The sequence below is a fragment of the Acinetobacter sp. YH12239 genome, assembly GCF_013417635.1.
Lineage (GTDB): Bacteria > Pseudomonadota > Gammaproteobacteria > Pseudomonadales > Moraxellaceae > Acinetobacter.
Window position 1 is genome coordinate 133290 of sequence record NZ_VPDP01000003.1, and the last position, 20487, is coordinate 153776.

Below are 20487 nucleotides of genomic sequence, written 5' to 3' on the forward strand. Positions count from 1 at the left end.
TCATAGGATATTGAGCACAGAATAAAATGAAGGACATTGCGCATGCAGCCATTTTTGAAGCCACAACAAGATATTCAGGACCTGATTGACCGGATTAAGTTCGATGCCGCTCATGGTCAGATTTGGTTTGAAGAAAATCGTATGTTGTTGCTACATACCGATATTTTTGGTTTTCTACGCAAAGACTTGCACGATATGCTGGGTTATGAGCCAGCCAAAAGGTTCTTTATTCGTTGTGGTTATCAGGCTGGTATGCGAGATGCCGAAGCCACTGCACAACTTCGTCCAGACCTCAATGAAACAGAGGCTTTTATGGCAGGACCACAAATGCATGGTATTCGTGGGATGGTACAGGTCGAAGTCAATACACTTCAGCTGAGCCATCGCAACCATGAGTTCTATGCCGACTTTAACTGGCGACATTCCTTTGAAGGTGAAGTTCACCTGAGCGAATTTGGTAAATCCGATGAACCTGCTTGCTGGCTACAACTTGGCTATGCTTGTGGATATAGCAGCTATGTCATGGGACAAACCATTATTTATCAGGAAACCCAATGTATTGCCCAAGGTCATGATCATTGTCGGATCATTGGTAAACCCTTAACTGAATGGGAAAATGCCGAAGAACTTGTACAATTTATGTCTCCTGACCCTATATCGGACGAAATCATTGCATTACGCGCTGAATTGAATCAGCTAAAACATGATATTTATACTCGTGCCGAGGTCGACTACAGCATGTTTAATGCGGTCGGAGAATCTGCGGCTTACCGCAATGTCTGTGACCTCCTCAAAAAAGCGGCTGGCAGTAAAGTGGCCGTACTCCTGTCTGGGGAAACAGGTGTTGGTAAGGAGGCTTTTGCACGAGGTATTCACTATGCTAGTCCACGCAAAGATAAGCCTTTTATCGCAGTTAACTGTGCTTGTATCCCACACGACCTGATTGAAGCTGAGCTCTTTGGCGTAGAAAAGGGGGCTTTCACAGGAGCAGTCAGTCAACGAATAGGTAAATTTGAACGTGCCCATCAAGGTACGATTTTTCTGGATGAACTGGCTGAGTTATCCCCTCGTGCCCAAGCAGCCTTATTACGAATGCTGCAAGAAGGTGAATTTGAGCGTGTAGGCGATTATCAGACCCGAAAAGTCGATGTTAGAGTGGTAGCTGCTACCAATGAAGATCTAGAATTAGCTGTCAAAGAGGGTCGATTCCGTGCCGATCTGTATTTTCGCCTAAACATTTTTCCGGTACGTATTCCGCCATTACGCGAACGGCGGGAGGACATTCCCCTGCTGGTCAGTCATTTTCTTAAACGCTTTGAAAATATCTATGACAAAAAATTTAAAGGACTTAGTGACAAAGCCAAACATTTCTTTATAAATTATAATTGGCCAGGCAATATCCGTGAATTAGAGAATGTGCTGGAACGCGCAGCACTACTCACAGATGATCAACAAGAGATTAAACTACGTGATTTATTTCCCGATGTTGTGGCCGCTGAGGCAAATAGCTATCGGGAAACATTCCCTTCCAAATCATTTAATTCACAAAAAATTGCAGAACTATTTACTCCTGACTTTTCATTGGAGCATTACGAACAGCAGATTATTGTACAAGCCATGCAACAGAGTCAGAACAATGTCTCCGAAGCAGCACGTTTACTCGGCATTAGCCGGGCAACATTGGATTATCGCTTAAAGAAATATAGGGCCTTATCCTAAGGCTCTATATTTCATACCCAAACACCCTCAACTTATATTACTGCGTGCTTTTTTAACCGGTATTCCAGTGCACTTCGTGTCATATTCAAATAACGTGCAGCTTTCGACACGTTGCCGCGATACTTTTGCAAAGCTGTTTGTAAAATCGTGGCTTCGACATATTCAATATCTAACTGTTCTGAATTGTGCATCAGATTTTCAATGAACTGATCCAGATCACTATGAGTAGCAATGCCTTTGATGCCATTCACTTTCTGCTTATGTTGGCTAACAAAGCTCTGAATTACATTATCTTCCAACATCAGGTCTTCTAAGTCCAATGGCGTATCATTGGACAATAGCACTGCCCGTTCCACAATATTTCGCAGTTCGCGGATATTCCCCGGCCACTCATAACTGTTGAAGAAAGCATAAACCCGGTCACTAAATCCGTTGAAGGTCTTCTCGTACTGCTTTTCAAAGAACCGAATATAATATTCCAGCAGTAAATTAATGTCTTCCCGACGCTCTTTCAATGATGGGATTAATACCGGATAAGTGGCAAGCCGGTAATATAAATCACTGCGGAAACGTCCTTCATCTACTGCTTTTTTCAGACTTTCATTACAAGCGACCACCACCCTGACATTGGTCTTGCGGGTCTTGGTATCCCCCACCCGTTCAAACTCTCCAGTTTGCAAAACACGAAGCAAAGACGCCTGTGCTTTAGGGGATAGCTCGATAATTTCGTCCAGGAAAATGGTGCCCCCATCTGCCCGTTCAAATTTACCAATGCGGTTTTCAGTCGCCCCGGTAAATGCGCCTTTATTACTACCAAACAATTCCGCTTCAATCAGTTGCTCTGGCAGACAGGCACAGTTAATTGCGACAAATTCTTTATCTTTACGGGCACTATTCTGATGGATACCACGCGCAAATGCTTCTTTCCCAACCCCTGTACTGCCTTGTAGCAATACCGTAATATCCGACTCTGCTGCCTTGAGCAATAATTGGCACACCCTGGCAAAGGTCTTGGATTTTCCTATGGCATCAAAGTAGCTGTTGGAAAATAATGGTTTAATGGTTTCAATAAAATATTCAGATTTCAGTCCAAAATGACGGTCCTGCCCTTCATGGCTTTCAATCCGGCAACACTCATCTCCTTTGGCAACACAATGTGTTTCGACATAATGAAAGGGAGCATTTAAAAATTTTGAGGTATAACCACTGGAATAACCCGTCAACCACCAGCAGCAACAGTGTGTCGAGTAAGACCTGTTCTTAATTTGTGCATAGGCTTCATAGGAGTCATTCCATTTGAATATACCTTTAAACTTGTTCTGCTTGGGATTGAACTCCAGCGTCTCAATATCAACATTTACCATGCCACGTATCTTGGCCAGTTGAGGCCCTGCCACAAAGGCTGACAACTGATCATCTGCGCGCAGTTTGAGCGCTCGCACAGCATCTTCACTACCAATTTCATAACCCCAGCGATAGATAACTTTTTTAGCTAGATCAATCCCATATTCATCAATCAAAAAATGCTTCAGTGTATACAAACTATTCGCATTAAAGAGAAGTGATCGATCTCCATCGAACCAGATTTTACCGTCCTCACTATCAAAAGAAATTTTACTAATAAAATCGCTAACCGATATATCCATATAATTTTTCATTGAGTATTACTCCATCCCTCAATTAATTTCGAATTTCCTGAACTATTTGAATATATTATTATTTTTATAAATAAGCAGGCGTTTCTAGGTCAGTGTATAGATCGCCAATTTAGAAATACAGTGTCAAAGATGACAAAACTACAAAACACTACGTTTTGCTCCTTTGATTCACTCACCAATCTCATCGAACATATCAGGCACATATCGATAAGATTAATGCGCTTTAATTGTGAAAACCAGCCTTTCACTGGCTGGTTTTGAATGGGATTTATTTCTTTAAAAATCGAGCAATTTCCTCCCGAATCGTCTGGTGTTCAGGCACGACTGCAGATAGCCAGAAAATACCATGTACACCACCCCGAATACGCTTGATGGTGGTGGTTATACCTTGCTCGATTAAACGGAATCCATAATATTCCGCATCATCCCGCGATACTTCATATTCTGTGGTCACGATTAAAGTTTCTGGCGCAGCAGATAGATTGTCATACTGTAAAGGTGAATATTGAACAGACTGCCCATCTTGGATCTGATAATTTTTCCAGAACCAGTCCATATCCTGTTGCGATATTAGATAACCATTTTCATCATTTCTTGAGGCAGAATCCATCTCAGGCTGTATCACTGGATATATTAAGATCTGTTTGGCAATCTTCATATCCTGTGATATAGCCCATAATGCAGATGTCGTTGCAAGATTTCCTCCTGCACTGTCACCTATGACTGAGATTTGATTCTCGTCACCGCCATATTCTTGAATATGTTGAAACACCCACTCCAATCCCTGTCTGGCATCTTCATGTGCGGCTGGAAACGGATGCTCAGGCGCCAAACGGTAATCCACTGACACCACAATATGCTGATTCATTTGCGCCAGCACATGGCAAGTTTCATCGGCTACAGCCAGCGAACCAGCGACAAAGCCACCTCCATGATAATATACCAGCACAGGGAGTGTTTTTCCTGCAAGTTCTGGCTCATAAATGCGCAGATAAGTTCCTGTGCGGTACTCAACATCGGTCGTCTTGGTTTTCACCTCGACCGGCTTTTGCATGTTTTGGAAAGATTCAACTACTGCACGCACTTCATCTACCTGACTTTGATGAAAAGGTTTCACCCCTGCTTCTTGGATCTGACCGAGTAGAGTTGCAATTTCTTGAGTAATTGGCATATGAATTCTCCTGACCGATCAAGACACTTGTTGAAGTAAAGTACTGTTAGGATCGACTGCTTTAAAATGAAAACCCTGATAACCTTTAGCAATCATCTCATTACAAATCGCACGATACTTCGGTGCTCCACCTAAATACACCAGGCAACGGCGTGGTTTTCCGGGAATATTGGCACCCATATACCAAGAATCCGTATTTGGCAGCAGACTTGCCTGAGCCAGCTCATTGGCATGATTCACCCATTCTTCTTCCGCTTGAGCATCTGCATCAACTTCAAGAAGCTGATGATCAATCATGTGTTGGATAATGCCTGTCGCAAGTTCAACATGATCTTCAATCGCTAAAGGCATGTTATATAGCACCGAAGGACTTTGTGGACCTGTCACAAGAAATAAATTCGGGAATCCACTCACGGTATGCCCCAAATAGGTACGTGGTCCTTCTTTCCATTTTTCAGTCAGTTTTTCATGGTTCTTGCCTTGGATCCCTAACGCAAATAATGGTCCAGTCATGGCATCAAAACCGGTCGCCAGAATCAAGACATCCACCTCATGCAACTGATCACCAACCACAACGCCATTCTCATCAATATGGGAAATTGGAGTTTGTTTAACGTCAATTAAATGCACATTGTCTTGGTTAAATACTTCGTAATATCCACTTTCCATGGGTGGTCGTTTAGTGCCATAGCAATAATCTCTCGGTGCCAACAATTCTGCTACTTCTGGCCTTTTCACACGAGCATGAATTTTTTGACGAATAAACTCGGATACAGTTTCATTGGCTTTCGGATCAAACAAGATATCCTGATAACTATCAATAAACAGACGGAAACCACCACGCTGGTAACGGTCTTCATAAACTTTTAAACGTTCTTCTTCGGAAACTGCCAGTGCTGAAGGCTGTACTTCGTTATAAGGTACCCCCAGGAAATGATTGCGGGCATTATGTCTGATTAAAGTATATTTGGCCTTGTTCTCGAGATCTTCCTCTGCCTGAGTAGGCCCATTACCCAATGGAGTGGAGTAGTTTGGTGTACGCTGGAACACATATAACTCACCGACTTCTTTGGCAATTTCCGTAATAAGCTGGATACCCGTAGAACCGGTGCCAATTACACCAACACGTTTGCCTTTCAAGCTAATTGGTTGTTTTGGCCAGTTGCCGGTAATCAGTGTTGGACCTTTAAAGTTTTCTACACCTGGGAATTCCGGTTTTTTCGGCACGGACAATGTCCCTACACCAGAAATAAAGAAACGAGATTTAATGACTTCACCCTGATTGGTCGTTACTGTCCAATATTTTTCTTGTTCATTCCAGACCACAGACGTGACTTTGGTATTGAAGGTGATGTCCTTTCTCAGGTCAAAGCGATCTGCCACATGATTGAGATATCGTAGAATTTCTGGCTGGGCTGCAAATTTCTCACTCCAGGTCCATTCTTGCTGTAATTTTTCATCAAATGAATAGGAATAATGCACACTCTCAATATCACAACGTGCACCGGGATAATTATTCCAGTACCAAGTTCCACCTACATCCGGTGCACTTTCAAACACGCGTACTGGAACTTTCATCTGATCACGCAGTTTGAATAAGGCATAAAGTCCAGTAAACCCTGCACCAACGACCGTCACCAAGGTGTCCACACCTTTTGTTAAAATACTTAAATTATCCATGAAACGTCTCCAGTGTTCTTAAATTATCCTTATGCTTAAATGTCCTATCTAAGCCACCAGATACTTCGCAAGGAGCGTGCCAAAACTTAACCACATGTTTTTTATATAAATATTTATTTTTTTAAATAAAAAAATTCATGTTTTCACTAAATTAACTCTAATTCTCACATATACATGAATTTATAAAGGAGTTGAGAATGAAGGGAGTTCATTCATGGCATCAAAGATACACTCCAGCAGTCAAAAAAAATCCTCCTTGATGGAGGATTTTTTATTTGAAAAATTTATTTCTGCTCGATGAACTCTTTGAAATCTGCTTTACGAATCATCGCATGGATGCCTTTGGTTTTATCTACAACTTGAGAAACTTCAAAATCAGTCGCAGCACTGAGATATGCATATGCAATTTCTTCACTTATGCCATATTCATTGACTAAGAAATTGATTGCTTCACGCGTAGATTTACGCATTGCTTCATCCAAATCTTCATCTAAGCCAGGTGTAATCCAAAATTGATCATTTTCACCTAATGGCTGAGAAAGTTGCTTACCTGGAATATGATCTTTACCCGCTTTTAACACACTAATTTTAAACGTTGCACGCGCTGAACCTTCTAAAGCAGTTAACGCAACTTCACCATCACCTTGAACAAAATGACTATCACCTGTGTAGAATAATGCACCTGGAACTTGAACAGGATAATAAGCGGTTGCCCCAGCAGTTAAATCATTAATATCAATATTTCCACCATAAAATGAGGGTGGAACTGAGTGAACAGGTTCGCTGGTATTCGGTGCAACTCCCATTGTTCCCATAAACGGATTTAATGGAAAACGAATCGCTTTACCAGATTCTGTTTGAATCACCCCCTCCCATACACCCTCTTTATTTTGCGCAATGGGTGTAAATACTGAAACATTGCCATAAGCCTCAGGGTTTGCAGGTGACGCATGATCATGTTTTTGACGTTTAGGGAATTCAGGCAATGTACCTTTACCATGACGGTTCGAAATAACACCATAAGGAACACGTGGTTCTATTTTCAATATTTCAACTTTAAGCACGTCTCCCGGCATTGCACCTTCAACGTAGATCGGACCAGTAATAATGTGTGGACCATCTTTATGGAAATCACGCTTTAAATTAGAGCGGGTGATCAATTTCGCTTCATCTAAAATGTGCTCTTTTTTAACACCTTTAGATGTAAAGTATTTTTCAGCATCACGCCCTTGATCTTCTAATAAACCTTCATGTGACACTGTATCAAAAGTCACATGACTCCCCGATGGAACCGTTAAAACTGGCTTAGCATCTTTATTCGGTAGATAACCCCATTGAATGGTATTGAGTGTGCTTGGAATATAATAGTGTCCAGCATACTCACCTTTTTTTAATAAAGTTGGCTTACTTTCAATCTGTTTTAAAATTTTAAAATCTTCAGCCGAACTAAAAGTCGAAAAACTTAATATTGATGTAGCAATCGAAATCGATAAAGCTAACTTTTTTAACATGCACTCAAATCCAACTATAAATTTCATGTGAATTTATTTAAGCAATCCCTATGCCAAACATGATTAAAATTCAATTAGATCTACATTTTCATTTTAAAATATTTCGCCCAATCTACAGCTATTTTTGAAATCTTGTGCCATTGGTCTGTAAAAATGGAGTGCTAAACTTCAAGCCTTTCAAACATTGTATAAATCAGCGTTTCGCATTCTTTGTTAAGAATGTTGCAAAACACTGGACTATTTAAAGTAATGGAACACCTGTATGGCGAACAAATTTGAATTTCAAATCCGAGTGTATATTGAAGATACAGATGCAGGAGGCATTGTTTATCATGCCAATCATATTCGCTTTATGGAACGCGCACGTACAGAATGGTTACGCGCTTCAGGGATTTCACATTACTGGCATCAAAAAGATTACAACTTTGTCGTGCATAAATTAGCGCTTAAATATTCACGTCCAATATTAATGGATGACTTAATTACTGTTACAGCAAGTGTAGTTTCGTGTAAAGCAACGTCTTTTGTATTGCAACAAAATATTTATCGTGGTGAAATCATGCTAGCTTCAGGGGAAGTAGAATTGGCGTGTATTAGCGCTGAAATGAAACCGCTGAGAATTCCAAATGAAATCCGTGATCTAATCGAAAAAGAATTAGCCCACGCATAAAAATATGATTGGCACATGTAACTATGGCAACACAACTCGAATCTTCACTTCACGTCACAGATTTAATTCTTCAAGCGAGTCCAGTCGTACAACTGGTCATGCTGGTGTTGGTACTGGCTTCACTCTTTAGCTGGTACCTTATTGCCAAGTTACATATGACTTTTAAAAAAGCTCGCCAAGGTGATGATCATTTTCAAAAGATTTTTTGGTCTGGTGCAGAACTCAACACTTTATATAACAATGCACAAGTCAACTCTAAGCGTGAAGGCTTGGAAGATGTTTTTTATCTTGGTTTTGCAGAGTTTCTCAAACTCAAAAAAACCAAAGCTGAAACAGCACAAGTCATTGATGGCACAGAGCGTATTCTTGGGGTGGGTTTAAGCCGAGATCAGAGCCGTATGGAGCAAGGCCTCAGTGCACTTGCCAGTATTGGTTCAGTTGCGCCCTATGTTGGTTTATTTGGTACGGTTTGGGGCATTATGAATGCTTTTATCGGCTTAGCCCAAGTCGATCAAGTGACGCTAGCAACTGTCGCACCAGGTATCGCGGAAGCCCTCATTGCGACTGCTATTGGTTTATTTGCTGCGATTCCTGCAGTACTTGCATTCAACCACTATACGGCCAAAAGTGAAGAAATTTACTCAGATCGTTCCTTGTTTGCTGAAGAAATGGTGGCGCTTTTACAACGTCGTTCTGTGGGTTCTACACAGGAAGCTGAATAAATGGCCGTTCGTCGCTCAGGGCGTTTCCAACGCATTAAAAAGCCACTTAACAGTGACATGAATGTAGTTCCTTATATTGACGTCATGTTAGTACTTTTGGTGATTTTTATGGTGACTGCACCAATGATCACAAGTGGCATAAAAGTTGATTTACCTGAAGCAAACAGTGTACCGATTGAATCTAAGGATGCACCAGCTATGGTGACTTTAGATCAACAAGGACAATACTTTTTAGAATACAAGGGTAGCCAACCAAGTCCACTGAGCTTGCAGGAGTTACAACAGACACTCCGTGATGCACAACAAACTGCTGAACGTGAGAATAAACAATTTAGTGTCGTCATTAATGGTCATAACACTCGACCTTATGGTGAGGTGATGACGCTCATGTCTAACTTACAAGATGCAGGGATCAATCAAGTTGGCTTGCTGACCAAACCGATTCAATAAGCTATGAAAGAATCTAACTCCCGCTTTTCAAAAGAAAAGAAAATTGCAATCGGATTCACTGTTGCGGTCCATGTGATTGCGATCACAGGCTTATTGTTTCTTGGATTGACTCAACCTCCTGAGCCAACTAAAACTGTTAAAACAGTTTTAGTGAAACCTGAGGATCTAGTACCACCCGAACCCACGCCATTGGTTGAATCTGATCATTCAGATACAGCGCACCAGAACGTTCAAGAAAATGTTCAACAGACCAATGAGCCGATTCAAAATGCACCAGTGATTCCTGTCGCACCTGCTGTACCTCCTCCAGCTCAACCAAAAGTTGAAGAGCCTAAATCCGACCGTAAAGCTGAGCAAGCGGCTGCGGTTAAAGCTCAACAAGAAGCCGAACGTAAAGCAGCGGCTGAAGCACAACGTCAAGCGACTCAAGAAGCGAATCGTAAAGCTAAAGCTGAGGCCGATGCTAGAGCTAAACACGAGGCCGCTCAAAAAGCCAAAGCAGCTGAGCAAAACGCAAAACAGGAACAACAACAAAAGGCGAAAGCTGATGCGGCTTTAAAAGCGAAACAAGAAGCTGATCGAAAAGCTAAAGCTGAGGCAACTCAAGCCAAAGCTAAGCAAGAAGCTGATCGGAAAGCTAAGGCGGAGGCCGATGCTAAAGCCAAACAAGAAGCCGATCGGAAAGCCAAAGCTGCTGCTGAAGCCAAAGCCAAACAAGATGCTGATCGTAAAGCTAAAGCGGAAGCAGATGCAAAAGCCAAACAGGATGCTGATCGTAAAGCTAAGGCTGCAGCTGATACCAAAGCTAAACAAGAGGCTGATGCGAAAGCTCGTCAGGAAGCACAAAGAAAAGCAGACGCTGAAGCCAAAGAACGTGCCGAAGCTGAAGCTCGAGAATCTGCCGCTGAAAAAGCCAGACAAGAAGCAGCCAACAAAAAAGCTGAATCTAAACGCATCGCTTCTTCAGCAAAAAGAGACTTTGAGCAAAAAATCAAAGGTGCTTGGAGAATGCCAGTAGGCTCTTCAGGTCAAAAAGCGACCGCACGCGTGACATTATCTGACAGTGGTTCTGTGACTTCAGTTATCGTCAATGCATCAGATCCAGATGTCAAAGCCAGTGTCGAACAGGCTGTTCGTGCAGCAGCACCATATCCGATGCCATCCGATCCTGATGCAAGGCGTGAAGCTCGTAGTTTCACTTCTTCATTCACCGTGAAATAATAAAAAACCTTTCGATTCGTCGAAAGGTTTTTTCATGAATTGCGGATAATTACACGCTTTATATAGATTCGGTACAGAGCTATATGCTAAAAAGCTAGAATATTCGAAAAATTAGTATCTTGAGTACGTGACCTCTCATGAAAATGATCTCAAAACATCTTCTCGGTTTAGCAATTTTGGCAGCATTTAGCCCTGCTCTCATTACGACCTCTTATGCACAGCTTCATCTTGAAATTGCTAAAGCACCTGAAGAAGCACCAAAAATTGCTATCGTGCCATTCGTAGGTGATCAACGCTTATACCCTGTTGTAGAGCAAGATTTAAACCGTTCAGGTCGCTTTACCAGTTCATCTAAAAATTTACCTGCAACAGCAACCATCAATCAAGCCAATGGTGCTGCTTGGCAATCTGCAGGCGTACCTTATGTTGTGAATGGTGAAGTTAAAACCAATCCTGATGGTTCACTGGCTGTTCATTACCAACTCTATGATGTCCAAAAACAACAATATTTGCTCAATGAACTATTAACTGTACCACCATCGCGCATTCGATCTGCAGCACATATGATCAGTGATGCGATTTACCAAGCATTAACAGGTATTCCTGGTGACTTTAGTGGTCGCATCGCTTATGTTTTGCGAAATCCTGCGACTCCCGATAATCGCTACACTTTACAAATCGCAGATACGGACGGCGAACAACCACGCACTGTATTGAGTTCGCGCGATCCAATTTTATCCCCTGCTTGGACGCCTGATGGCAAAAAAATCGCTTATGTTTCATTCGAAACCAAACGTCCAGCGATCTATGTTCAAGATTTAGCGACTGGACAACGTGAAAAATTAGCTGGCTTCCGTGGCTTAAACGGTGCGCCAAGTTTTTCCCCTGATGGTAAAAGCATGTTGTTCACTGCTTCAATGCATGACAACCCTGAAATTTATCAAATGGATTTAAATACGCGCCAAGTGAAGCGTATGACAAATAATACAGCAATTGATACAGAAGCTCGCTATACCCCAGATGGTAAAGGTTTTATCTTTACCTCAGACCGTGGTGGTTCAGCACAGATCTATCATTACACGTTTGCTGATGGTTCAACAAAACGTTTAACTTTCCGCGGAGCATTCAACGCACGTGGAAGTTTAAGTGCCGATGGTAAATATGTTGCTTTAGTACATCGCCCTTCAGGTAGCAACTATAAGGTAGCAATTCAGGAAATCTCCACTGGGATCACGAACATTTTAACGCCAACCAGTTTAGATGAATCACCAAGCTTTTCACCAAATGGTCAAATGGTCGTGTATGCGACACGTGAAGGCAGCCGTGGATTGTTATCGATTATGTCTACAGACGGCCGCTTCCGCATGAATTTACCTAGCGAGCAAGGTGAAGTCCGTGAACCTGCTTGGGCACCTAAATAATCGAATTTAATCTTTCAAGGAGATGAACATGAACGCGATTAAAACGTTTGCTCTTCCACTCATTGCTGTAAGTTTAGTAATGACGGGTTGCGCAAGCCGTAAACCAGCGACGACAGATACCACTACGATGACACCACCATCAACGTCAACCTCTGTGAATACGACTGGTCTCAGTGAAGATGCAGCATTAAATGCTCAAAACTTAACGGGTGCTTCTGCTAAAGGGGTAACTGAATCCAATAAAGCTTTCTTGGCTAAACGTGTTGTTCACTTTGATTATGACAGCAGTGAGCTATCTACTGAGGACTACCAAACCCTCCAAGCACATGCACAATTTTTATTGGCAAATGCAAACTCTAAAATCGCATTAACTGGTCATACCGATGAACGTGGAACGCGTGAATACAATATGGCTTTGGGTGAGCGACGTGCCAAAGCAGTTGAAAGTTATCTGGTCACAAATGGTGTAAATCCAAACCAACTCGAAGCTGTGAGTTATGGTAAAGAAATGCCAATTAATACAGGTAACAATGAAGCTGCGTGGAAAGAAAACCGTCGTGTAGAACTCAATTATGAAGCAGTACCACCACTTCTTCGCTAATGAATGCAAAAAAAGCGCTCAATTCGAGCGCTTTTTTTATATCAGGTTTAAGACCTTTGCGAGTCTGGCATGGACACTTGCATAGACTCAATCATGTCATGCTTATTAAACTCTTTATATTCAGGTTTAGCCTCGTACTGTTTCCATGCTTCCTTGGAACTCTCTGAACTAATTTCGTTTAAGTCGATTGCCTCACCTGGCGTTGGAGTTGCTTCAAACTTTTGAATGCTCATTTTAAAGCTCCTTTTAAAATCATCCTCCTATCAACATACCATGTTCTAAAACTCTGGCAAGTGCAAAATCACCACAAATAACGCAGGATAATTTCTATTTTGCACTGAACTCATCTAAAATAGCCCAAGATCCAAATTTTATTCTTTTAAAGCTTTTAGGAGCGTCCTTGTAATGTCATACCTCACCTTGTCACAATATCTTGCACAACAACAAGGAAATCTAACGCCTGAACTCTCTAATGTGATTGAAACAGTTGCTGAAACGTGTAAAACCATCGATTCAGCATTGCAAAAGGGTGCCTTAGCGGGTGTATTAGGTAGTGCTGGTAATGAAAACGTACAAGGTGAAGCGCAAAAAAAATTAGATGTTATTTCAAATGACTATTTAATTGATGCGCTAAAGAACAACGAAAATGTAGGCGGTTTAGCTTCTGAAGAACTCGATGAGTTTACCCCAGCACAAGAGAATGGTAAGTATTTAGTTTTATTCGACCCACTAGATGGCTCAAGTAATATCGATATCAATATGTGTGTTGGCACCATCTTCTCTATCCTACCTGCCAAAAATTCAGTGACACAAGCAGAAGATTTCCTTCAAGCAGGTACTGAACAAGTCGCAGCTGGTTATGTGTTATATGGCCCATCAACTATGATGGCATTAACCGTTGGTGCAGGTACTGTTTTCTTTACATTTGATCCAGAGTCAAAAACATTCCTGTTGACGACTGAAAATATCCAAGTGGATGCCGATACAAAAGAATACGCCATTAATGCTTCAAACCAACGTCATTGGGAAGAACCTATTCAACGCTATATTGGTGAGCTACAAGCGGGTAAAACATCTGTACGTGAAAAAGATTTTAACATGCGTTGGGTTGCCTGCATGGTCGGTGATATCCACCGTATTCTTTGCCGTAGTGGGATTTTCTTATATCCTTACGATACCAAAGATCCTAAGAAAGCTGGTCGTCTACGTCTTATGTATGAAGCAAATCCAATGAGTATGCTCATGGAACAAGCAGGTGGTGCTTCGACAACAGGTCGCGTGCGTATTATGGAAATCCAACCGACTGAACTTCACCAACGTGTACCAGTCGTCATTGGTTCAAAAAATGAAGTTGAGCTTGTTACTGCTTATCATCAATAATTTTACAATTGAGAGCCTATTGATTTAGGCTCTCATGGAAGTCAAACTGAATGGCCATTATCTTTTTAGAATCTAAAGACAACCCGAAAATTAAACATTTACGTGGTTTAATTGATCAAAATAGTTACCGTAAAAAGCAAGGCCAAACTGTTCTAGAAGGCACACATTTGTGCTTAGCTTGGTTAGAAAAAAATCGTAAATTGAATTCGATTTTTACCACTGAAAAAGCAATGGAACACGCTGATTTTGACGAAATCGCACAACACTATACAGGTTCAGTGTTTGTTATTAGTGAATCACTCTATAAAGACATTAGCACGCTAGGAACCACCTTGGCATGTTTAGCGATTGTAGATTTGCCAACTCAACGTGATGCTCTAGATTATACTCAAGACACTTTAATTCTTGAAAATGTTCAAGATCCAGGCAATGTGGGTACATTACTTCGTTCAGCTGCGGCTGCAGGTATTGAACAAATTGTTTGCACCAAAGGTTCAGCATCTTTGTGGTCTCCTCGCGTATTACGAGCAGGAATGGGTGCGCACTTTTCATTAAAAACCTATGAAAACGTTGCGCTTGAAGATGTGCTGTCTCAATTCAAAATTCCCGTGTATGTCACGAGCTCACATGAATCAGAAAGTTTATATGCAAAAGACTTAACTCAAGCTTGCGTATGGGTACTGGGCAATGAAGGTCAAGGCGTTTCGGAATATGCCCTAGCGCATGCTTCAGCAATTACCATTCCCCAACCGGGTGGTCAAGAATCATTAAACGTTGCAGTTGCCGGATCGATTTGTTTCTTTGAAATGGTACGCCAACGGATATGATTCGTTAAAATATATTAACGAAGTCACTGAAAATAAAAAAATCTATTAAACTGCTAAAAAATAGTTGCTTAGATTGTCAACCTACCATTATGTTTTGACGTTATATAAGTAACGATTAGAAAATAATGGTGGGTACCCAATGACGGGATTTTCCATCTCTATGGATTTAGCACCAAAAAAAGTCAAGCCTGAAGATTCGAGTGTTCTTTTGAATACGGCTGAACAACGTCTTAAATATTTTATGCAAGACGTCACTGGGCGTGCATTGGTGATGATGGAAAGTGCAACTCAAGGACACAATGGCATTGCCATGGATTTAGTCCAAGAAGCTTTTATATCTTTGCATAAATCATATGCTGATAAATCCACTGCAGAGTGGTATCCCCTTTTCTATACCATTTTAAATAACAAACTTCAGGATTGGCGCCGTAAAGAGTCTCGACGGGCTTTTCCATTTTCGTTATTTAAAAAAAATAACCACGATGAAGATGATGACGAAACCATCAATATTGTGGATGAATCAACACCTAATCCGCTGCAATTTCTTGCACAAGAGATGGCTGTTGAGGAGATTCAAAATGCAATTTCTAAGTTACCTGTTCGCCAACAACAAGCATTTATGTTGAGAGCATGGGAAGGGTTTGACACACAAACCACAGCCGAAATCATGAATTGTTCAGAAGGCAGTGTGAAGACCCATTACCATCGAGCTATACAGGGCTTAAGATCTGCTTTGTCTCACTTAAACCCAAATGACGGGGGATCATCGGATGAATCATGATGAATTTACGAAACAAGTGACTGAAAAATTGAATGTACTGGCATCACAACATCGCAATAAAGCGGTCGTGATGGAGCATGTACTTGATGAGATTAAAGACAAACCGTTATTTTCTCAGTTTATGACTTGGAAAGTTACTGGTTTTGCATTAGCAGCCGCGATCACAGGATTTGTGGTACTTCCAAATGCATTTGATTTGGAAGAAGCTCCAAGCCCACAACAAGTGATTGTCACCCCTAAACTTTCTCCGCAAATGATGGAAGATCTAGAAATGTTATCTGTTTTTGGTGAGGATAAATCAGCTCATGGCAGCTAAAGGCTTAGCGATTGCACTCTGCACATTAGGTTTTTTACAAACCAGTTTTGCAGGCTATGAACGTTTTTGGATCTTCTCGAAAGACAATAATTCTGAACTTAATGAATCTTGGGAATCGCTTTCTGAAGATGAACAAAAAGCACTGATTAAACGCTATCAAAATTTGAAAGAAATTCCTGAAGAGCAAAGTATTGTTCTACAACAAAGAATGGATTGGTTTACTAAACTGCCTGAACAAGAAAAAATACAAATGCGCGAAACTTGGCAACAGATGAGCTCAAGTGAACGAAATGATTTACGTAAAAAAATGATGAACGCGACGACTGCCGAGCAGCGCAAGGAAATACGTGAAACTTATTTAAATAAATATATGCAACAAACCACCATGAAACAATAAAAGTTTAAAGCCTCTATAAGAGGCTTTATTTTTTTAATTAAATATATATACCCTCACGTTCAGGCTGATAGAGCACTTTATCAATTTTTACTTTCATTATTTGCCCATCAGGCTGAGGCCATTCAATTTCCTGTCCTTCCGCCAAACCTAAGATTGCTGCGCCAATGGGTGCAATCACATTAACCTGCCCCTTTTCACCTTTAAAGTCATGGGGATATACCAGCACAATCTCTGTAGGTTCAGTCGATGGTGCAACCGTTATCAGCACTTTAGCATTCATCGTCACTACATTGGCAGGGATATCTTTAGGCTGTACGACTTCAGCACGAGCCAACTCGTTTTCTAAATGTTCCATCGTTGAAGTCAACTGTGGCTGATGCTCCAACATGGTTTCTAAACGATTTAAATCTTGTTCAGAAATAATAATATTTGGATGGCTCATTTTCTGCTCCAATTCAAATGTATAACGACAATTGAATAATTAATAGATACATCAGTTATATCAGAACTATTGAAAAATGACAGATTTGACATTCCAATATTCAATAAAAAAGCCCCCTTGAGGGGGCTTTTCTCAAGTCGAAGATTATTTTGCGTAAACTGGGAATTTAGCGCATACAGTCTCAACTTTAGCTTTCACAGAATTGAGGACAGCTTCGTCGCCTTTAGAATCTAAGATATCCGCGATCCAACCTGCAAGTTCACGTACTTCTGCTTCACCGAAACCACGAGTTGTTACAGCTGGAGTACCAATACGGATACCAGAAGTTACGAATGGAGAACGTGGATCGTTTGGCACAGAGTTTTTGTTCACAGTGATGTGAGCAGCACCTAACCAAGCATCAGCGTCTTTACCAGTAATGTCTTGTTTGATGAGAGACAACAAGAACAAGTGGTTTTTCGTACCGCCTGAAACAACGTCATAACCGCGCTCGATTAACACTTCAGCCATTGCTTGCGCGTTTTTCACAACTTGTTGTTGGTATGCTTTGTATTCAGGAGCCATTGCTTCTTTGAAGCAGATTGCTTTAGCCGCTACAGCATGAACTAAAGGACCACCTTGGTTACCTGGGAATACAGCAGATTGAAGTTTTTTCTCAATCTCGTCGTTTGCTTTTGCAAGGATTAAACCTGAACGTGGGCCACGAAGTGTTTTGTGAGTCGTCGTTGTTGTTACGTCAGCAATTTGAACTGGGCTTGGATAAACACCAGCAGCAACAAGACCAGCAACGTGAGCCATATCAACGAATAGATAAGCGCCTACTTTGTCTGCAATTTCACGGAAACGCTGCCAATCAACGATTTGGCTATAAGCAGAGAAACCTGCAACAATCATACGTGGCTTGTGTTCTACAGCTAAACGTTCTACTTCTTCGTAATCGATTTCACCTGTTTCTGGATTTAAACCGTATTGGATCGCATTATATGTTTTACCAGAGAAGCTAACTTTAGCACCGTGAGTCAAATGACCACCGTGAGCTAAGCTCATACCTAAAACAGTATCGCCTGGGTTAAGAAGCGCTAGATAAACTGCAGAGTTTGCTTGAGAACCAGCATGAGGCTGAACGTTCGCGTAATCAGCACCAAAGAGTTCTTTAGCACGGTCAATTGCCAATTGTTCAATCACGTCTACATATTCACAACCGCCATAATAGCGTTTGCCTGGGTAGCCTTCTGCATATTTGTTAGTGAGTTTTGAACCTTGAGCTTCCATTACTGCTGGAGAGCAATAGTTTTCTGAAGCGATTAACTCAATATGAGCTTCCTGACGAGCATCTTCACTCGTAATAGCTTGAGCTAATTCTGGATCAAAGTCAGCAATAGAGATATTGGCAAACATTAGCGAGGTCCTATTAATGTAGGGCTTTTAAGCCGTGCTAAGATTGGCGCGTATTGTAACATGAACTTGTTAAGTTTCGAGAATGAAGTTTAAACAGTTTGCAATTAAATTTGATTAATTCTTGTGTGTTCACTCTATTACTATTAAAAACAAATATCTGAATTATGACTATTCTTTTTAAATTTATTCATTTTTAAAAATTATTTTTAACAATCTACAGTCTAAACTTGCAGCGTCAATATCATAGAAAACGAAATTTCTTTAAATGAGCACCTTATCTAAATAATTCCCATAATTTGTTCAATTCAGCATAATTTATACAATTCATTGACTTTATTACTGTGAGCTCAGATTTGAAAATGTTAAATTAATTACATCTTTATCATTAACTTGGACATTTGCATGCAAGCCATTATCTTGGATACTGAAACCCATACATTAAACGGTTTGCCCATAGAAATTGCATATGCTCCTATTCAGATTGAACAAGGCAAATTAAGTCTTGATCGCGAAAAAATCTTTGACCAACGATATAGCATTGGTGACGAAAAAATTTCCTATGCTGCAATGGCGGTTCATCATATTCTTGAAAGCGATTTAGTAGATCAACCCAACTTCAGAACCTTCGAGTTACCTCAAGAAACGACGTATATTATTGGTCATAATATTGATTATGATATTCGAGCTATTCAGCAATGCGGCGTTGAAACAAGTCATATTAAAGCCATATGTACACTCGCTCTTTCTCGACTAGTTTGGCCTCATGCGGAAGCACACAACATTTCTGCTTTAATTTATATGATTAGTAAAGGCAGTAGCAAAGCTAGAGAGATGTTAAAAGGTGCCCATCGAGCTGACGCAGATATTATTTTGACTGCAAATATCTTAATGCACATTATTCATCATTTGGGTATTCAAACCATTGAAGAACTCTATGAAGTATCTGAAGATGCACGCATTCCTCGTACGATTAACTTCGGTAAACATCGTGGGACAGCCATTGTAGATCTTCCAAATGATTATGTTTCATGGTTACTTAGACAAGAAGACTTAGACCCCTATCTGAAAAAAGCCTTAGAAAAAACTTTAATTGATACTCTTTAAGCAATATTTTATGACTCTCACTTTGTATCTAAAGCTCAAAGTGAGAAGTTAACTATTTTTTAATACTTTTAAACGATTAAATTGAAATTTATACCAATAATTAAAATAATATAATTACATGATAATTAAATATTTTTTATTATTTTTATTCATTCAACACTGCCCACCTCATCCCCCATTAGACTAAGGCGAAGTAGAACATCTTTGTCATAAATATATTAATACGATCATACAACAACGGTATAAATAGGTGCCTTATGTCTAAACTTAGCCAAATTCTAGAATTTGATCCTTTAGATAATCCTATGTATCTTAAAAAAGTCGGAAATTGGGTTCTCACCTTCTTGCATGCCCATGACCAGGTGGAGAAAATCCAGCTCGCCATTACCAATGTTATTCCGCGTCAAGCAGATGGCTCATTGCAGCCTCGACGTATTATCATTGAACAAGCTGATCAAGAACATCAATGGCAAATCAATCACATAGAATGCTTTGATAGCCTTGAAAATAAAGAAGTCCTGCTCAATGCTGCAGAACAAACGGGTGGATCGATCATTCAAGAACTGCTCAGTGAATTTCGAAAATATGATGTTGAGGTCATGTTTAAAGCCTAATTTCGATATGAAAAAGCCCGCTTTACGCGGGCTTTATGTTGGAAGGCTAGTGTTAGATTTATTGTTCAACTGAACTCAACTAACTGTCATTGATCCGTCCAACTCGTCAGTAGCGCTACTTGGAATAACCTACTTTGTATTAAAAATATACACCTCGATCAAAAATAATAAAATAGTTGCAAACATTTTTATACATTAAACCAATTTAATCACTCTTGAATCAGTATATAGAGTTGAGATAAGATTTTGGTGATATAAGAATTATAATTTATTTTATATATCTTTATCTTTCAAATAGATAAAAATCCAATAGTATGCTCATCATTTATAAACTAATAAATCTAAGCATATTATTTTATTCTCTCCCTGTAATAACTTTCAAATAGTATTCTTTCTAAACTATG

At 40.4% G+C, this 20487-nt stretch carries 21 protein-coding genes; 14 read left to right on the top strand and 7 right to left on the bottom strand.

Going from position 1 to position 20487, the window contains the following annotated elements; genetic code table 11:
* Positions 1-42: 42 nt before the first annotated feature.
* On the top strand, positions 43-1719 hold the full coding sequence (gene mobR / locus FTV17_RS04825) for a phenol degradation transcriptional regulator MobR (RefSeq protein WP_179998395.1): 1677 nt from the start codon (positions 43-45) through the stop codon (positions 1717-1719).
* A 32-nt stretch (positions 1720-1751) separates the two neighbouring features.
* On the opposite strand, the gene FTV17_RS04830 is transcribed toward mobR, so the two are convergent.
* The 4 genes from FTV17_RS04830 to FTV17_RS04845 all read right to left on the bottom strand — a co-directional run bounded on the left by FTV17_RS04830 (position 1752) and on the right by FTV17_RS04845 (position 7739).
* Positions 1752-3377 carry a sigma-54-dependent Fis family transcriptional regulator gene (locus FTV17_RS04830; protein ID WP_179998396.1) on the bottom strand — a complete coding sequence of 542 codons (1626 nt, stop codon included), beginning with the start codon at positions 3375-3377 and terminating at the stop codon, positions 1752-1754.
* Between the two features lie 268 nt (positions 3378-3645).
* Complete coding sequence (locus FTV17_RS04835; RefSeq protein ID WP_373687186.1) at positions 3646-4554, bottom strand: alpha/beta hydrolase; 909 nt, start codon at positions 4552-4554, stop codon at positions 3646-3648.
* A gap of 12 nt (positions 4555-4566) precedes the next feature.
* The gene (locus FTV17_RS04840; RefSeq protein ID WP_179998398.1) at positions 4567-6228 is read right to left on the bottom strand and encodes an NAD(P)/FAD-dependent oxidoreductase; all 1662 of its coding nucleotides are present in this window, start codon (positions 6226-6228) and stop codon (positions 4567-4569) included.
* A gap of 284 nt (positions 6229-6512) precedes the next feature.
* Positions 6513-7739: an acetamidase/formamidase family protein gene (locus FTV17_RS04845; protein WP_179998399.1), complete on the bottom strand. Its 1227-nt coding sequence runs from the start codon at positions 7737-7739 to the stop codon at positions 6513-6515.
* Positions 7740-8001: 262 nt separating this feature from the next.
* Between FTV17_RS04845 and ybgC the strand changes: the two genes are divergently transcribed.
* The 6 genes from ybgC to pal all read left to right on the top strand — a co-directional run bounded on the left by ybgC (position 8002) and on the right by pal (position 12824).
* The gene (gene ybgC / locus FTV17_RS04850) at positions 8002-8409 is read left to right on the top strand and encodes a tol-pal system-associated acyl-CoA thioesterase (protein WP_035265725.1); all 408 of its coding nucleotides are present in this window, start codon (positions 8002-8004) and stop codon (positions 8407-8409) included.
* 23 nt (positions 8410-8432) lie between these two features.
* Positions 8433-9131 carry a protein TolQ gene (gene tolQ / locus FTV17_RS04855; protein ID WP_179998400.1) on the top strand — a complete coding sequence of 233 codons (699 nt, stop codon included), beginning with the start codon at positions 8433-8435 and terminating at the stop codon, positions 9129-9131.
* The gene (gene tolR, locus FTV17_RS04860; RefSeq protein WP_092766076.1) at positions 9132-9581 is read left to right on the top strand and encodes a protein TolR; all 450 of its coding nucleotides are present in this window, start codon (positions 9132-9134) and stop codon (positions 9579-9581) included.
* A 3-nt stretch (positions 9582-9584) separates the two neighbouring features.
* Complete coding sequence (tolA, locus tag FTV17_RS04865) at positions 9585-10802, top strand: cell envelope integrity protein TolA (protein ID WP_179998401.1); 1218 nt, start codon at positions 9585-9587, stop codon at positions 10800-10802.
* A 137-nt stretch (positions 10803-10939) separates the two neighbouring features.
* A complete protein-coding gene (tolB, locus tag FTV17_RS04870) occupies positions 10940-12223 on the top strand; it encodes a Tol-Pal system beta propeller repeat protein TolB (RefSeq protein WP_179998402.1) in 1284 nt (427 codons plus the stop codon).
* Between the two features lie 28 nt (positions 12224-12251).
* Entirely contained in the window at positions 12252-12824 is a 573-nt protein-coding gene (pal, locus tag FTV17_RS04875; RefSeq protein ID WP_179998403.1) for a peptidoglycan-associated lipoprotein Pal, read from the top strand.
* Positions 12825-12871: 47 nt separating this feature from the next.
* On the opposite strand, the gene FTV17_RS04880 is transcribed toward pal, so the two are convergent.
* Entirely contained in the window at positions 12872-13057 is a 186-nt protein-coding gene (locus FTV17_RS04880) for an NF038105 family protein (RefSeq protein ID WP_179998404.1), read from the bottom strand.
* Between the two features lie 172 nt (positions 13058-13229).
* Between FTV17_RS04880 and FTV17_RS04885 the strand changes: the two genes are divergently transcribed.
* From FTV17_RS04885 to FTV17_RS04905, 5 genes are all read left to right on the top strand, one after another.
* Complete coding sequence (locus FTV17_RS04885) at positions 13230-14204, top strand: class 1 fructose-bisphosphatase (RefSeq protein WP_179998405.1); 975 nt, start codon at positions 13230-13232, stop codon at positions 14202-14204.
* A gap of 50 nt (positions 14205-14254) precedes the next feature.
* Positions 14255-15031, top strand: a complete 777-nt coding sequence (locus FTV17_RS04890) for an RNA methyltransferase (protein ID WP_035265712.1) — start codon at positions 14255-14257, stop codon at positions 15029-15031.
* Positions 15032-15191: 160 nt separating this feature from the next.
* Entirely contained in the window at positions 15192-15812 is a 621-nt protein-coding gene (locus FTV17_RS04895; protein WP_171260669.1) for an RNA polymerase sigma factor, read from the top strand.
* A complete protein-coding gene (locus FTV17_RS04900) occupies positions 15802-16128 on the top strand; it encodes a hypothetical protein (protein ID WP_035265708.1) in 327 nt (108 codons plus the stop codon). Before FTV17_RS04895 ends, FTV17_RS04900 begins: the two co-directional genes overlap by 11 nt.
* Complete coding sequence (locus tag FTV17_RS04905) at positions 16118-16525, top strand: DUF3106 domain-containing protein (protein WP_179998406.1); 408 nt, start codon at positions 16118-16120, stop codon at positions 16523-16525. The genes FTV17_RS04900 and FTV17_RS04905 overlap by 11 nt, the downstream gene beginning before the upstream one ends.
* Positions 16526-16562: 37 nt before the next feature.
* On the opposite strand, the gene rnk is transcribed toward FTV17_RS04905, so the two are convergent.
* Both rnk and glyA read right to left on the bottom strand, forming a co-directional pair.
* Positions 16563-16967 (bottom strand): nucleoside diphosphate kinase regulator, encoded by a 405-nt coding sequence (gene rnk / locus FTV17_RS04910; RefSeq protein ID WP_179998407.1) that lies wholly within the window; start codon positions 16965-16967, stop codon positions 16563-16565.
* A gap of 144 nt (positions 16968-17111) precedes the next feature.
* Positions 17112-18365, bottom strand: a complete 1254-nt coding sequence (gene glyA, locus FTV17_RS04915) for a serine hydroxymethyltransferase (RefSeq protein ID WP_179998408.1) — start codon at positions 18363-18365, stop codon at positions 17112-17114.
* A gap of 402 nt (positions 18366-18767) precedes the next feature.
* Here glyA and FTV17_RS04920 point away from each other — a divergent pair, with 402 nt between their 5' ends.
* Positions 18768-19469 (top strand): putative quorum-sensing-regulated virulence factor, encoded by a 702-nt coding sequence (locus FTV17_RS04920; protein WP_179998409.1) that lies wholly within the window; start codon positions 18768-18770, stop codon positions 19467-19469.
* A gap of 257 nt (positions 19470-19726) precedes the next feature.
* A complete protein-coding gene (locus FTV17_RS04925) occupies positions 19727-20083 on the top strand; it encodes a hypothetical protein (protein ID WP_179998410.1) in 357 nt (118 codons plus the stop codon).
* Positions 20084-20487 lie beyond the last annotated feature (404 nt).

What these genes read in the sequence shown, in the direction of transcription:
- mobR (WP_179998395.1), top strand. Translation starts at nt 43, where the DNA reads ATGCAGCCATTTTTGAAGCCACAACAAGATATTCAGGACCTGATTGAC.
- FTV17_RS04830 (WP_179998396.1), bottom strand. Translation starts at nt 3,377, where the DNA reads ATGAAAAATTATATGGATATATCGGTTAGCGATTTTATTAGTAAAATT.
- FTV17_RS04840 (WP_179998398.1), bottom strand. Translation starts at nt 6,228, where the DNA reads ATGGATAATTTAAGTATTTTAACAAAAGGTGTGGACACCTTGGTGACG.
- FTV17_RS04845 (WP_179998399.1), bottom strand. Translation starts at nt 7,739, where the DNA reads ATGTTAAAAAAGTTAGCTTTATCGATTTCGATTGCTACATCAATATTA.
- ybgC (WP_035265725.1), top strand. Translation starts at nt 8,002, where the DNA reads ATGGCGAACAAATTTGAATTTCAAATCCGAGTGTATATTGAAGATACA.
- tolQ (WP_179998400.1), top strand. Translation starts at nt 8,433, where the DNA reads ATGGCAACACAACTCGAATCTTCACTTCACGTCACAGATTTAATTCTT.
- tolR (WP_092766076.1), top strand. Translation starts at nt 9,132, where the DNA reads ATGGCCGTTCGTCGCTCAGGGCGTTTCCAACGCATTAAAAAGCCACTT.
- tolA (WP_179998401.1), top strand. Translation starts at nt 9,585, where the DNA reads ATGAAAGAATCTAACTCCCGCTTTTCAAAAGAAAAGAAAATTGCAATC.
- tolB (WP_179998402.1), top strand. Translation starts at nt 10,940, where the DNA reads ATGAAAATGATCTCAAAACATCTTCTCGGTTTAGCAATTTTGGCAGCA.
- pal (WP_179998403.1), top strand. Translation starts at nt 12,252, where the DNA reads ATGAACGCGATTAAAACGTTTGCTCTTCCACTCATTGCTGTAAGTTTA.
- FTV17_RS04880 (WP_179998404.1), bottom strand. Translation starts at nt 13,057, where the DNA reads ATGAGCATTCAAAAGTTTGAAGCAACTCCAACGCCAGGTGAGGCAATC.
- FTV17_RS04885 (WP_179998405.1), top strand. Translation starts at nt 13,230, where the DNA reads ATGTCATACCTCACCTTGTCACAATATCTTGCACAACAACAAGGAAAT.
- FTV17_RS04890 (WP_035265712.1), top strand. Translation starts at nt 14,255, where the DNA reads ATGGCCATTATCTTTTTAGAATCTAAAGACAACCCGAAAATTAAACAT.
- FTV17_RS04895 (WP_171260669.1), top strand. Translation starts at nt 15,192, where the DNA reads ATGGATTTAGCACCAAAAAAAGTCAAGCCTGAAGATTCGAGTGTTCTT.
- FTV17_RS04900 (WP_035265708.1), top strand. Translation starts at nt 15,802, where the DNA reads ATGAATCATGATGAATTTACGAAACAAGTGACTGAAAAATTGAATGTA.
- FTV17_RS04905 (WP_179998406.1), top strand. Translation starts at nt 16,118, where the DNA reads ATGGCAGCTAAAGGCTTAGCGATTGCACTCTGCACATTAGGTTTTTTA.
- rnk (WP_179998407.1), bottom strand. Translation starts at nt 16,967, where the DNA reads ATGAGCCATCCAAATATTATTATTTCTGAACAAGATTTAAATCGTTTA.
- glyA (WP_179998408.1), bottom strand. Translation starts at nt 18,365, where the DNA reads ATGTTTGCCAATATCTCTATTGCTGACTTTGATCCAGAATTAGCTCAA.
- FTV17_RS04920 (WP_179998409.1), top strand. Translation starts at nt 18,768, where the DNA reads ATGCAAGCCATTATCTTGGATACTGAAACCCATACATTAAACGGTTTG.
- FTV17_RS04925 (WP_179998410.1), top strand. Translation starts at nt 19,727, where the DNA reads ATGTCTAAACTTAGCCAAATTCTAGAATTTGATCCTTTAGATAATCCT.